This window comes from Bradyrhizobium sp. LTSPM299, from assembly GCF_000938235.1.
Lineage (GTDB): Bacteria > Pseudomonadota > Alphaproteobacteria > Rhizobiales > Xanthobacteraceae > Bradyrhizobium.
This window is the reverse complement of sequence record NZ_JYMU01000034.1, coordinates 35038-47335: the sequence shown is the minus strand read 5'-3', so window position 1 is coordinate 47335 and position 12298 is coordinate 35038. Positions and strand designations below refer to the sequence as shown.

12 protein-coding genes, 2 tRNA genes and 1 pseudogene are annotated in these 12298 nt (G+C 64.0%); 6 read left to right on the top strand and 9 right to left on the bottom strand.

The genetic code is table 11. The features are described from left to right. Positions 1-9: 9 nt before the first annotated feature. From UP10_RS19050 to UP10_RS19040, 3 genes are all read right to left on the bottom strand, one after another. Positions 10-648 carry a glutathione S-transferase family protein gene (locus UP10_RS19050; RefSeq protein ID WP_044588836.1) on the bottom strand — a complete coding sequence of 213 codons (639 nt, stop codon included), beginning with the start codon at positions 646-648 and terminating at the stop codon, positions 10-12. 107 nt (positions 649-755) lie between these two features. Then, the gene (locus UP10_RS19045) at positions 756-1967 is read right to left on the bottom strand and encodes an MFS transporter (RefSeq protein ID WP_044588835.1); all 1212 of its coding nucleotides are present in this window, start codon (positions 1965-1967) and stop codon (positions 756-758) included. Position 1968: 1 nt separating this feature from the next. Continuing rightward, positions 1969-2637, bottom strand: coding sequence for a GntR family transcriptional regulator (locus UP10_RS19040; protein ID WP_044588834.1), 669 nt, complete (start codon positions 2635-2637; stop codon positions 1969-1971). 244 nt (positions 2638-2881) lie between these two features. On the opposite strand from UP10_RS19040, the gene UP10_RS19035 reads away from it, so the two are divergent. From UP10_RS19035 to UP10_RS19015, 5 genes and pseudogenes are all read left to right on the top strand, one after another. Beyond that, positions 2882-2958: transfer RNA gene (locus UP10_RS19035), tRNA-Val, on the top strand. Positions 2959-3366: 408 nt separating this feature from the next. Next, a pseudogene (locus UP10_RS19030) lies at positions 3367-4563 on the top strand (ABC transporter transmembrane domain-containing protein); the annotation flags it as partial. 656 nt (positions 4564-5219) lie between these two features. Then, the gene (locus tag UP10_RS42140) at positions 5220-5690 is read left to right on the top strand and encodes a helix-turn-helix domain-containing protein (protein ID WP_050043737.1); all 471 of its coding nucleotides are present in this window, start codon (positions 5220-5222) and stop codon (positions 5688-5690) included. A 434-nt stretch (positions 5691-6124) separates the two neighbouring features. Next, complete coding sequence (locus tag UP10_RS19020) at positions 6125-6400, top strand: hypothetical protein (RefSeq protein WP_245321788.1); 276 nt, start codon at positions 6125-6127, stop codon at positions 6398-6400. A 13-nt stretch (positions 6401-6413) separates the two neighbouring features. Beyond that, positions 6414-7271, top strand: coding sequence for a class I SAM-dependent methyltransferase (locus tag UP10_RS19015; RefSeq protein ID WP_044588832.1), 858 nt, complete (start codon positions 6414-6416; stop codon positions 7269-7271). 130 nt (positions 7272-7401) lie between these two features. On the opposite strand, the gene pepT is transcribed toward UP10_RS19015, so the two are convergent. Continuing rightward, positions 7402-8658, bottom strand: coding sequence for a peptidase T (gene pepT / locus UP10_RS19010; RefSeq protein ID WP_044588831.1), 1257 nt, complete (start codon positions 8656-8658; stop codon positions 7402-7404). A gap of 110 nt (positions 8659-8768) precedes the next feature. Next, a complete protein-coding gene (locus UP10_RS19005; protein WP_044588830.1) occupies positions 8769-9068 on the bottom strand; it encodes an HU family DNA-binding protein in 300 nt (99 codons plus the stop codon). Between the two features lie 324 nt (positions 9069-9392). Between UP10_RS19005 and UP10_RS19000 the strand changes: the two genes are divergently transcribed. Next, positions 9393-9469 (top strand) — tRNA-Asp (locus tag UP10_RS19000). Between the two features lie 57 nt (positions 9470-9526). On the opposite strand, the gene UP10_RS18995 is transcribed toward UP10_RS19000, so the two are convergent. From UP10_RS18995 to UP10_RS18980, 4 genes are all read right to left on the bottom strand, one after another. After that, positions 9527-9694 (bottom strand): hypothetical protein, encoded by a 168-nt coding sequence (locus UP10_RS18995; RefSeq protein WP_245321787.1) that lies wholly within the window; start codon positions 9692-9694, stop codon positions 9527-9529. 38 nt (positions 9695-9732) lie between these two features. Further along, positions 9733-9933, bottom strand: a complete 201-nt coding sequence (locus UP10_RS18990; RefSeq protein WP_044542420.1) for a hypothetical protein — start codon at positions 9931-9933, stop codon at positions 9733-9735. Between the two features lie 106 nt (positions 9934-10039). After that, positions 10040-10678, bottom strand: coding sequence for a haloacid dehalogenase-like hydrolase (locus UP10_RS18985; RefSeq protein WP_156180149.1), 639 nt, complete (start codon positions 10676-10678; stop codon positions 10040-10042). Then, on the bottom strand, positions 10671-12296 hold the full coding sequence (locus tag UP10_RS18980; protein WP_044588828.1) for a hypothetical protein: 1626 nt from the start codon (positions 12294-12296) through the stop codon (positions 10671-10673). Before UP10_RS18980 ends, UP10_RS18985 begins: the two co-directional genes overlap by 8 nt. Positions 12297-12298: the final 2 nt, after the last annotated feature.

Here is a 12298-nt window from a genome sequence, read left to right as displayed (position 1 = left end):
CGGTGTTGCTCAGTCTGCCGCAGCAAAATGCGCCATCTGGTCTGCGTATGCCTTCTCGAAGCACGGGCGCGCCGTGGCGCGCGCGACATAAGCATGACAGGCGGGATGGTCCGAGAGCCCGCCGAACCGATCGACAAGGCGCAACACATCCGCCATCAGGATGTCGGCGACGGAGAAGGTCCCGGCCAACCATTCGCCTGCTTCCAGGACCGTTTCCATGTGCTTGAGCCGGGCCTCAAGGAAGGAGTCAAAAAACTTTCGCATTGGCGTTTCGCCGGTGTCACCCGAGAACATGAAGAAGGACCAGGGCTGGCTGGCGGCCTCGACTGAAGCGAGTGCTGCGAACAGCCATTCCGTAGCGTCGCTGCGGCCGCGCCGATCCGCGGGCATCAGCTTGTCGCTCAGCTCGCCGAGATGAAGCAGGATCGCGCCGCTCTCGAAAATCGAGATGTCGCCATCGGTCAGCCAGGGCACCTGGCCGAACGGCTGGTGCGCGAAGTGCTCGGCATTGCGATCGCGAAACGGCACGCTCTTGACGCGATAGGGCAAGGCGGCCTCTTCCAGGGCCCAGCGCACGCGCAGGTCACGCACATAGCCCCGCGGCATCTCGGGAACCCAATCGAAGGTGGTGAGGGTCAGGTCGGCCATCCGCTATCTCCATGTCCTGCTTCATAACAAAGGACGGACGAACGGCATGGGTTCCGACACCGCTGATGTGTTTTTCGTCACCGCGGAACGAGGAGCGCCGGCAGGAACTACTCTTTCTTTTCGACGATGAAATTGCCGATCGCCCCGAGCGCCATCAGCACGCTCGTGCCAAGGAAGACCGCGCGCATGCCGATATGGCCGCCGATGAATCCGCCGGCGAGCGGGCCGATCACTTGCCCCGCATATTGCGCCGAGACTGAATAGCCGAGCATGCTGCCAGTGACGGTGTCAGGCACGTTGTGTCTGATCACGCTTGCGATGCACGGCAGCAGGCCGCCGAGCGCCAGCCCCATCAGGAAGCGGAGCACGATGAGTTGCCAGCTGCTCGTCACGAAGGCCTGCGGGATCAACAGCAGTGCCGAGACGGCAAGGCACACAATGATGATGCGCCAGTGGCCGACGCGATCGGCGAGCTTGCCGAGGTGAGACGAGGACAGCAGGCTGCCGAAGGCCGCCGCCGACATCACGAGGCCGGCAACGAACGTTACCTGCGGTGCTTCGACCAACTGGGCGACATAGACCGTGATGATCGGCTCGATCGACATGTTGGCGATCATCAACAGCAATCCCGTCACCCACATCGCGGCGACCGGGCGCTTGTCCGGCAACAGCGACCAGCCGCCGCGCGATTTGCTGCCGCGCGCCGTCTGCGGCCGGGCTCCCTCGCGGATCAGGAACGTCGTGCCGAGGAAGGTGATGAAGATGATGCCGCCGGACAGGAAGAAGGTCGCGCGGATGCCGATCAGGGGCGGCAGGATGCCGCCGATCAAGGGGCCAACCAGGCTGCCGGCCATGATGCCGGCGGACAGCACGCCGATCGCCCAGCCGGAACGGGCCTTCGGGGTCTGGGAGGCGACGAGCACGGTCGAGCCCGAGGCGTAACCGCCGAGCAGGCCGGTCAGCAGTCGGAGCCCCACCAGTTCATAGACATTGTGGGCCAAGCCGATCAGCGACATCGCGACGGCCATGCCGAGGCTGGCCCGGATCAGCATCAGCTTGCGGCCGTAGCGGTCGGCGAGGCGCCCCCACAGCGGCGCGGTCAATGCGGCGGTGAAGAAGGTCGCGCCATAGGCTATGCCTGACCACTGCACGATGGCGGCATGATCGGTCACGCCAAGCTGCTCGACGTAGAGCGGCAGGAACGGCAGCAGCAGCGTCATTCCCACGATCGTGGTGAAGGAGCCGAACACGCATACGATCAGGTTGCGCTTCCAGGGCCCTTCGTCGAGGGCTGCGTCGCGATCGATCTCCGTATCCATCTCAGCGCAGACCGATAACGGCGAAGCCGCGCGCCCTTAAGCCCCGGCGATCCTCGTTGAGCGAGCGGAGCAGGCGGTCGCGGGTATCGCTGATGTGGTCGGCCGCCTCGCGCGCGGCGGCATCCGGATCGTTGCTCCGGATGAATCCGAGAATGCGCCGGTGCTCGCGCCAGGCCTGCTCGCGCGACGGCTCGGTCCACACCTCCAGCCAACGCGCCCGCGACAGCCGGGTCATCGCGCCCTCGAGCGCCTTGACGATGAACGGATTGCCGGAGAGGCGCGCGATCTCGACATGAAAATCGGTGCCGACGCGGTGCCATTCCTCGCGGGGCGCACCTGACTGGCAGGCATCCAACATCGCTTCAATGCCGGCGAGATCGGCCTCGCTTGCCCGCGCGCAGGCGAGCCGCACGGCAGTCGTCTCCAGCGGTACGCGGAACTCGGCGAGCGCCGCCAGCTCACTGAGATCGATCGGCGCGACGATCCAGTTGCGGCCGTCCCGCCGCACCAGTTCTTCGCCTTCGAGCCGTATCAGCGCAGCACGGATCGGCGTGCGCGAGCCCTCGAAGCGGCTCTCCAGCCATCGCTCGGTCAGCCGCTCGCCGGGGCCGAGGTCGAGCGAGAGGATCATCTCCCGGAGTTGGTCGTGGATCTGAAGCATCTGCGACATGGCGGCACCGGCGGTGAGGTGGAATTGTCGCCAGAGCGGATATCCCGTATTGGTATCCCAGACAAGGGTGTTTCGGGATACCAAACGGCATGGCAGGTAGGCCGACGGAGCGTGCATCCGATTGACGGCGCAGCGCACATCTCGTGCCGCTCGGCGATGCCGTGGGTCAACAAGCGTCTGATGGATTGAGGCCGGCGAGCTTGCGCCGCGGGGGCCGGCGAGGCTAAAGAAGCGCGGCAGGTGAGGGCGGCTAGCTCAGCTGGTTAGAGCATCTCGTTTACACCGAGAGGGTCGGCGGTTCGAATCCGTCGCCGCCTACCACAATTTCCCACATAGCGGATCAATTTCGTATTGCCGCGTCGCTCTGGCGAACATCCTCGACCGCTACACGCGAGGCAGCAGTGTCTCGGGGGCGTCCTTCGGAGATGGTCAGGGAAAATCCGAACACGCTAACCAGACGCACAAGATGTAGTACACGGCCACTTCACGCTCGGCACCAATTTGGTCCTACTTCAGGCGGAGCCGTTTTGGGCTGCGGACCTTCATTGCGGGGTGGCAAGCTTCAGATAACTCCGACTCTGATTGGAAATGGAAGCTCGGCTGGGCCGGCACAGGCGGCAGTGTCGCTTGCGTTTTCGTTTTTTTCGATTGGAATGATATGCCCCAATGTGATTGGACGCTGGAGAGCATTTGCTCGTGGACGGCTGAAGTGTCGTCCCGCCATCAGCGATGACGGAAGCAGTTGACCAGCACCCGACGACGGCTGATCCGGGCCTGACCGCCCTCGTGATGCTGTTGCAGTTCCATGGCATCGGGGCGGACCGCAGCAGATCCGTCATCAGTTCGCGACCGCGACCATCGGCATTCCGGAGATGCTGCGCTGCGCCAAGGATCTTGGCTTGAGGGCGCGGGTCCGGACCACGAACTGGACGCGGCTTGCTCAAACGCCGCTCCCCGGCATCGCGGCCCTGTGTGACGGCAGTTTCCTCCTGATCGGCAAGGTCAGTGACGAGAAGGGTACTGGTGCAGGCTCCGCGATCGCCGCGACCGGTCTTGATGAGCCGCGCCGAATTCGAGGCGGCCTGGGACGGCCGCATCGTCCTGATGACGCGACGCGCCGGATTGATCGATCTCTCTCGCCGCTTCGACATCACCTGGCTTCTCGGCGCCACCCACAGATATCGGCGGTTGCTCGGCGAAGTGCTGGTGGCCTCGCTCTTCCTGCAGGTCTTCGCGCTGGTCTCGCCGCTCTTCTTCCAGATGGTCATCGACAAGGTGCTGGTGCATCGCAGCCTCGCGACGCTCGATGTGCTGGTGATCGGCCTTGTCGCGGTGTCGATTTTCGAGACGATACTGGGTATCCTGCGGACCTATCTGTTCTCCCACACGACAAACCGGATCGACGTCGAGCGCGGAGCGCGGCTGTTCCGCCACCTGCTCGCATTGCCGATCGCATATTTCCAGGCGCGGCGCGTCGGCGATTCCGCGGCACGGGTCCGCGAGCTCGAGAATATCAGAAATTTCCTGACCGGCTCGGCGCTGACCCTCGTCATCGACGTCTCGTTCACCGTCGTGTTTCTGGGCGTGATGTTTCTCTATTCCCCGATGCTGACCGCAATCGTGCTGGCGGCATTTCCGGCCTACATCGCGATCTCCGCCGGCGCGACGCCGCTGTTCCGAAGGCTGATCAACGAGAAGTTCAAGCGTGGCGCCGAGAACCAGGCTTTCCTTGTCGAGAGCGTTGCTGGCATGGAGACGCTCAAGGCGATGGCGGTCGAACCGCAGATGCAGCGGAGTTGGGAAGAGCAGCTTGCCGGTTACGTCGCGGCGAGTTTTCGCGTGACGCGGCTGGGCAACACGGCGAGCCAGACCGTGCCACTCATCAGCAAGCTGGTCACGGCTCGCCACATTCCAGATGGAGCCCGGCGAGAATTGTCGGTCGGATTTTGTCGGCGCCTATCGAGCCAGTGCGGACCCGACCGGCATAACGCCTCCGACATTTCTGGTCTCGCTGTTTACCGAAGCGGCCGCTCTCGGCTGGCACGTCGCCGTCGAGACCAACGATCATTCGAGGGCGGCGTTTTACATGCAGGTCGTGCGGCGGGGCATCGATTGCATGTTTCGACTGCAGATATCCGAAGACCAACATTTCATGTTCGTGGATCCCCAACTCGCGGTCGGCGGATTGCGCCGGGATCTGGCTTCGTTTCAACTGCGTTGCGATTATGCCGCCCATGCCCTGACGTGTTTGACCGCGGCGGTCGAGCTGGGGCTGTTATAACGGCTACTGCTCCTCGGTGCCCACTGATGCTTTCAAATACGTGGCGAAGTGCTTTCTTCGCTACGGCAATGAAACGCCATCGTGCGGCATTGCCTTTGTCCTTCGAGAATGCGTCTCCGACGCTCGATTAAAGCCGCCGCCGACGCCTCACATGAGCCAGCAGTCGGGCAGGAGGCCGTACAGGTGTGCGCTTGTTCGCTGGGACATCATGCCACTGGACTGTGTGGGCTGGTTCACACGTCTTGCGTGGCGGTGTCGTGGTAGAATTCTAGATTGACACAATCTATGAGGGAGTAACGCCATGAAGTCCGTTTCCCGCATTTTGGTCCATGCGTCATTGGTCGCCGTGCTCGTTGGGTCTTCTTCGATTGCCGCTCTGGCGGCCAAAGGGAAGGACTTCCCTGGGACCACATGCACCTGCCAGGGATGTGCCTCCGGAGGAGGAGACACGACAGGTGACTGCGCCAGCGTATGCTCGGACAAGACAGTGTACTCAAAGGGGTCGGAACCCCACGATTACTGCAAGGCGAAAGCGTTGACGGTGAATGGAAGCAACTTGCGCGCAGCGATGGGCCTCATTGGCCTTACCGGCGCCGCTCTCGCCCGCTCGTCCAATGTCAGCCCGGCAACCATCAACCGCTTTCAGGCCACGGGTCGGAAGGCTTTGCGAGCCGAACCCGCGACCATCGAAAAGGTAACCAAGGGGCTTGAGGCGAACGGAGTTCAGATCACCGAGGATGGTGTCAGTCTGATCCAGAAGCCGCTTCCATGAAGTAGGCCGAAGCGTGTCGTTCAGCAGACCGCTATTGCCAGCGGCGGGTTATTTCGGACCGGCCGCCGCTGCTATCACACGACAGGCGTCTGTTCTTAATGAAGCGCAAAAGTCCCGCGTCACGCCGTCCTGGTGAACATCGTCAGGATGCCGTCGGCGATGTTGATGGCAACGACTTCCGACGATGTCAGGCCCTTGGCCTTGAGTGCAGACGTGCCCCGTCAATGGACTTCCGCGGTGACTGCTTATCCTGGTCGCGGGTCTTCGCGACGATTTCATCGACCTTTGCCGGGGACCCGGACAATTTGGCGGGCCGGGCGGCGGCGGATTGGCGTCGATGCCGGCCCGGTGATATGTTGACCGCACAACCGGGAACTCGATCCATGCGCAAAATTGCTGCCGCTCTCTTCACTACCCTGATTGTAGGGTCTGCCTTGACCGTCTGGCCTGCCCTCGCGCAGGACCATATGCAGAAGTACCGCGAAGAGCCCGCGGAGAAGACGCCGGCGCAGCTGGAAGCCGACAAGCAGGCCGCGCGCGCCTACCAGCGTTCGCTCAACGCCGTGCCGGACCAGAAGCAGAGCGATCCGTGGGGGATCGCCCGCGGCGATGACGCGGCGAAGAAGCCTGCGGCAGCAGCCAAGCCTGCGATGAAATCGTCCAAGGCCAAGACTGGCACCACAAGCTCCGGCGGCACCACAAACCAGTAGCCGGAGAGTTTCGATGGACGCCTCCCAGGCCCACGAGCGAAACGCCGACCAGATTGCTTATTGGAACGGACCCGGCGGCCAGCGCTGGGCGAACCGTCAGGCGGTGCAGGACATCCTGCTGGCGCCGGTGCTCGATATCCTGCTGGATCACGCGAGGCCAAAGGCGGGCGAGCGGGTCCTCGATGTCGGCTGCGGCAGCGGCGCGTCCACGATCGCGTTCGCGAACAAGGTCGGGCCGTCCGGTCACGTGTTCGGCGTCGATGTGTCCGGCCCGATGCTGGAGCGGGCGGGGCAGAGTACGCCCAAGAGCGCGCCGGTCGATTATGCGCTGGCGGATGCCACCGTCTATCCGTTCGATCCGGCAAGCTTCGATCTGCTCGCCTCGCGCTTCGGCGTGATGTTCTTTGCCGAGCCGTCGGTGTCGTTCGCCAATCTGCGCAAGGCGCTCAAGCCATCGGGACGGCTCGCCTTCGCCTGCTGGAAGGAGCCGCGCGAAAATCCCTTCTTCATGGCGCCGCTGCAGGCGGTCTACAAGCACGTGCCGAAGCTGCCGCCGCAGGGTCCGGAGGATCCGGGTCCGTTTGCGTTCGCGTCCGAGCAGCGCGTGACGCGGATCCTGGGCGAGGCCGGGTTCTCCGGAATTGCCATGGAGCCGCACCGGCTCGAGCTCGACGTCGCGATCGGGCGCGGCATGGACGCCGCGATCCAGGGCACGTTTGAGATCGGCCCGGCGAGCCGCGCGCTGGAAGGCCAGCCGGCGGATGTGCGTGCTGCCGCAGTCCAGTCGATGCGCGAGACATTGGCGCAGTATGCGAAGGGCGATTCCGTGCTGCTGCCGGCCGCGATCTGGATCGTGACGGCGCGGGCCTGAGGTCCGGCAGCAGCTTTCACCACCATCATTGCGAGGAGCGTCAGCGACGAAGCAATCCATCGTTCCGCGCGTACGGACAGATGGATTGCTTCGCTTCGCTCGCAATGACGGGGAGAGTGCGCCGCGTCTCTTACGCCCGCTCCTCCCAGATCATCGCCAGGTGCACGATCGTCTGCACCGCCTTTTCCATGTCCTGCCGGCTGACCCATTCGAGCCGCGAATGGAAGGCGTGCTCGCCCGCAAAAATGTTGGGGCAGGGCAGGCCCATGAACGACAGCCGCGAGCCGTCGGTGCCGCCTCGGATCGAGCCCGTCACCGGCACCAGACCGGCGCGCTTGATGGCCTCGATCGCGTAAGCGACGATCTCGGGGTGGCGGCCGATCACCTGCTTCATGTTGCGGTATTGCTGCTTGACGTCCATGCGCCAGGTCGAGCGCGGATACGCCATCATGACATCCTTCACGGTGGCCTCTAACAGGGCTTCCTTCTGCTTCAACCCGTCCACGGTGAAGTCGCGCACGATGAACTCGATCCGCGCCGTCTCCAGCGCGCCCGAGATCGCGACAGGATGCAGAAAGCCGTCGCGGCCGTCGGTGGTCTCGGGCGAGCAGCTGTCTTTCGGAAGGCGGTCGACGATCGCGGCGGCGATCTTGATCGCGTGCTCCATCTTGCCCTTGGCAAAGCCCGGATGGGTGGCGACTCCAGTGATGATTATGCTAGCGCCGTCGGCGGAGAAGGTCTCGTCCTCGATGTGGCCGGCGCTCTCGCCGTCCATGGTGTAGCCGAAATCGGCACCAAGTTTCTTGATATCGACCTTGTCGACGCCGCGGCCGATCTCCTCGTCCGGCGTGAACAGGATCTTGATGGTGCCGTGCTTCACCTGCGGGTTGTTCATCAGGAAATGCGCGGCGTCCATGATCTCGGCGAGGCCGGCCTTGTTGTCGGCCCCCAACAGCGTGGTGCCGTCCGATGTGATGATGTCGTTGCCGATCTGGTCGGCCAGCGCTTCATGTTCGGCAGCGCGGATGACCTGCGAGGGATCGGCCGGCAGCACGATATCGCCGCCGCGATAATTGGTCACGATCTGCGGCTTGACGTCCTTGCCGGTGCAGTCGGGCGAGGTGTCCATGTGCGAGCAGAAACAGATCACCGGCACTTTCGTGTCGGTGTTGCCCGGGATCGTCGCGTAGACATAGCCGTGGGCGTCGAGATGGGCATCGGAGACCCCCATCGCTAGCAGCTCGGCGACCAAGAGGCGGCCGAGGTTCTTCTGCTTTTCGGTGGAGGGGCAGGTCGGCGATTCCGGATCGGACTGGGTGTCGATCACGACATAGCGCAGAAAACGCTCGGTGACGGTGTGCTTGAAGTCGAGAACCGGTGCCAGCATGAAGACCGCGCAATCAAAACGAGAAGCTTGAGGCTCTATAACAGAAAAGCGCCACTCCGGGGCCGCGCCGCGAGCCGGATTGGCGCTTCAATCGGAGAAGGGAAGGCGACTCAGACCGCTTCCTTGAGTTCCTTGGAGGCGCGGAAGGCGACCTTCTTGCTCGCCTTGATGTGGATCTGCTCGCCGGTGGCGGGGTTGCGGCCCATGCGGGCGGCGCGCTTGCGGACCTGGAGGATGCCGAGGCCGACGATCCTGATACGCTCGCCCTTTTTCAGGTGCTTGGTGATCCGACCGACCATGCCGGTCAGGATCGCCTCGGCCTGCTTCTTGGACAGCTCCTGTTCCTCGGCAATGGCCGCCGCCAGGTGCTTCAGTGTGATCGTCGCCGGGGTCGCTGCTTTCTTCGCCATGTAGCCCTCCTCGTTGAATGGCTGGATTGGTGCTTCGCGCGAATGGCAAGGCGTTCGCGTCGGGAAAAATGCGTCCGGGCAAGTCCTGAAACCACCGGTTTTGATAGGGTCAGCGCCGGTCCGGCGTCAGGAAACCGAGACGTATCAGGGCTTATTCGATTCGGGGCTTTGCTGACTACGCTGTTTGGACTGAAAACAGGGCACGATTCGCATCGCGGCCGCAGAAATGCCCGCCCTGTGCGGACATTTGCAACTGCCTTGACTAACCGGATGCGGGCCTTTATGCCCTCGGTTCTGCGCGGATCAACCCTGTGATCGGCATCCGCGGGAGTAGCTCAGTTGGTTAGAGCGCCGCCCTGTCACGGCGGAGGCCGCGGGTTCGAGTCCCGTCTCTCGCGCCAGTCATTTCAAGCACTTAGCTGACCTGATGGCGCTGCCCCGGCGGCTTGCGCGAGTCTTTACGCAAAAAATGCCGCGATCGCGTCGAGGTCGGATTGGCCCGGAGTTCCGCCGCGCAAATTGGCGTCGATGACGCGGCGGCAGGCGTCGACGGTCGAGGTGTCACCCAATTCATTGGCGGCCTCGAGGATCGACCAGATCGTATCCGTCGGGATGTCGCTGAGCATGGCGGCTTTCGGGTCTGACAGCATTGGCGGAATGGGGGCTAGAATTCGTAGAGGTCGCAGCCACGCCGCGCCAGCACATGCAGGTCGGCCACGGTGCCGCGCGCCGCGCTGCATCGGCGACATTCGATGATGGTGTCGTCGGAGGCATGCACCGGGTCGGTCGCCTTGATCGACAGGCTGCCGCAATCGGTGCAGACGATCTTGAAGCCGCTCGAAACGGTTTGCTGCTGCAAATTCATTGTGGCCAACGCCTTTGTTGAGGCCGACCTTAGGGAACAATTTTTAAAACTGGAGCCGCGGAGTGAATCGCAATCGAGCGGCCGCTTTAGGGTATTCTTAAAGATATCAGATCCGGGGGCGGCCCGGCAAATGCAGCATCGGCTTTCGCAAGCCCTGCGCCGCGTTACGCACAGTTTCGCTCGCATTGACGGTCACGATGCCGGCAGCGTGCGCCCAGACCGTGAGATCGGATTTGCTGTCGCCGGCATAGATGAAGCCGCCCGGAAAACTCCGCCGCAACAGGTTGGCCTTGTTCGAACCCTTGAGATTGTGCTCGCCGTCAGAGGCGAACACCTGGTCGATAAAGGGCAACAACGCTGCGAGCTGGCCGGCGAGCACGGCGTCGGCCGCGGTCGCCAGCACGACGCGGCGGCCGGCGGCGTTCTCGCGCCGGGCCAGCGCCACGACGTCGTGGTGGAATGCGATGCGGTCCCAATCGATCCGGTGGCGCAGCGCGAGCTGGCGCTTCAGCGCGGCACGGCCGCGCAACAACCAGCCGGCGCAGGACAGCGCGATCAGCGGATTGCCTGGCAGGATCGAGAAGAAGCTCATGTAGAGTAGGTCGCCCTTGATCAGCGTGCCGTCGAGGTCGAGCACCAGCGGCATTGATAGGGGCAGGCTGAACACGACGTCCGGTTTGCCGGCGTCCGGCCGGCGCTGCAAATGCTTGTGGGTAGGCGCGGGTTCAAGGAAGAGGTCAGTCATGCGCGGCGCTCAGTTGAGTGGAGACCTTGCAGACGTTGATCTCGCGGGCCCCGGTGTCGGTGGTTCGGCAATCGCCGTAGCCGAACCGGCTAGCGAACGCCGTGCCGTCGTCATCGGAGGCCGAGACGATCAGCACCTGCGGGGCGCCGCGATTGCCGGCCCGATATTTCGCGACCGAGGCGGCGTCGGGCGCGTCCTGCCAGTCCGGCGTGGCGCGCATGAAGTCGCGGGCCTCGACATATTGCAGCGGGAAATAACCGAAGTAGCGCGTCGACGGCAGCGGTGACGACAGGCCGACGCCGTGGCCCGCGAGCGCTGCGGTCTGCGCGGCATGCAGGGTCGGCCGGATCCGCCAGGCGAACAAACGGCTGTCGCGCTGCGCGACCAAATCGGCATTGGCAAAGGTCTGGCCGGGATTGTCATGGCCTGCGGCGAGTTCGCTCTCCAGCACCGGCGCCCAGCTCTTGTAGGCGATGGCGCGCACTGCCGTCTGTCCGACCAGGCCGGACAGCGCCGCCAGGCAGAGCGTACGCACCAGTGCCTGGGCCGGCTGCCGGCTTGCGATCGTCAGCACGATGGCGAGCCCGGTAAAGGGGGCAAGCCGTTCCGAGAGCAGGGCTGCTCCGAGCTTGAGATTGAGCAGCGAGAGTCCGGCCACGAGGACGAAGAAGACCGGCCACAGCAGATCGCCCGAACGGAAACGTCGCAGCGCGGCAAAGCCTGCGACCGCAAGCGCGCCGAACACCGGCACGAGTGCCACCACCTCCCACCAGCTGAAGGTGAAAAGATAGGTCGCAGCCACGATGCGGCGGATGATCTGGGTGATGCCGCCTTCCGCGCTGGCGGTCTCGCCGGGAATGTTCTGATAGGCGAGCAGGAAACTTGCGATCAGCAGCAGGACCGGCAGCGCTGCTGCCGCGGCCCAGGCGCCGTCGATCAGCAGCCGCCGTGTCGCGGCCTTTGCGCTCGCCCGCTCGAACGTATCGACAGCGCGCGCGATGCCGTCGGCGGCGAGCAGCAGGCACGCCGCGACCACCGCGGTAATGTGGGTCAGATAGAGCGCGGCCAGGAACAGCGCGGTCGCGACGAAGGCCAGCGTGTCGCGGCGTCCATTCAGGCTGCGCCAGAAGCCGGCGAACAGCAGGAACAGCGGCACGCCGAGCGCGAAATTATAGAAGCCCCAATGGATGAACACGCCGAAGGCGATCGGCAGCAACAGCAGCATCGGCAGCAGCGGCCGGTCGGTCTCGGCGCGGCTGGCAGTGAAGGCAGCCGCGATCCAGAGCAGACCGTAGAGGCTGAGGAACAGGCTGTTGGCGACAAGCGCATCGCCGGTGAGCCGGATCAGCCCGGCAAGCAGCAGATAGATCGCCGAGTTCGGCTCGATCCGCGGATTCCACTGATAGAACGACGCGGCCGGCTCCTGCAGCGCGCCGCCCCAGCCGAAGCGGGCGATCAGATCGGCCTGCGCCAGATGCACCGGGCCGTCCTGGGTCGGCACCATCTTCACCAGCCAGATCGGTCCGTCCAGCAAGACGAGCAGCCCAGCGAACAGCAGGACTGCGGTGAGGATGCCGAGATTGGCTCTCGGGGTCTCGAAGGGTGCTGCGATCGACATCC

Coding starts and splice junctions, on each gene's coding strand:
- UP10_RS19050 (WP_044588836.1), bottom strand. CDS start 648: ATGGCCGACCTGACCCTCACCACCTTCGATTGGGTTCCCGAGATGCCG.
- UP10_RS19045 (WP_044588835.1), bottom strand. CDS start 1,967: ATGGATACGGAGATCGATCGCGACGCAGCCCTCGACGAAGGGCCCTGG.
- UP10_RS19040 (WP_044588834.1), bottom strand. CDS start 2,637: ATGTCGCAGATGCTTCAGATCCACGACCAACTCCGGGAGATGATCCTC.
- UP10_RS42140 (WP_050043737.1), top strand. CDS start 5,220: ATGAAGTCCGTTTCCCGCATTTTGGTCCATGCGTCATTGGTCGCCGTG.
- UP10_RS19015 (WP_044588832.1), top strand. CDS start 6,414: ATGGACGCCTCCCAGGCCCACGAGCGAAACGCCGACCAGATTGCTTAT.
- pepT (WP_044588831.1), bottom strand. CDS start 8,658: ATGCTGGCACCGGTTCTCGACTTCAAGCACACCGTCACCGAGCGTTTT.
- UP10_RS19005 (WP_044588830.1), bottom strand. CDS start 9,068: ATGGCGAAGAAAGCAGCGACCCCGGCGACGATCACACTGAAGCACCTG.
- UP10_RS18995 (WP_245321787.1), bottom strand. CDS start 9,694: ATGCTCAGCGACATCCCGACGGATACGATCTGGTCGATCCTCGAGGCC.
- UP10_RS18990 (WP_044542420.1), bottom strand. CDS start 9,933: ATGAATTTGCAGCAGCAAACCGTTTCGAGCGGCTTCAAGATCGTCTGC.
- UP10_RS18985 (WP_156180149.1), bottom strand. CDS start 10,678: ATGACTGACCTCTTCCTTGAACCCGCGCCTACCCACAAGCATTTGCAG.
- UP10_RS18980 (WP_044588828.1), bottom strand. CDS start 12,296: ATGTCGATCGCAGCACCCTTCGAGACCCCGAGAGCCAATCTCGGCATC.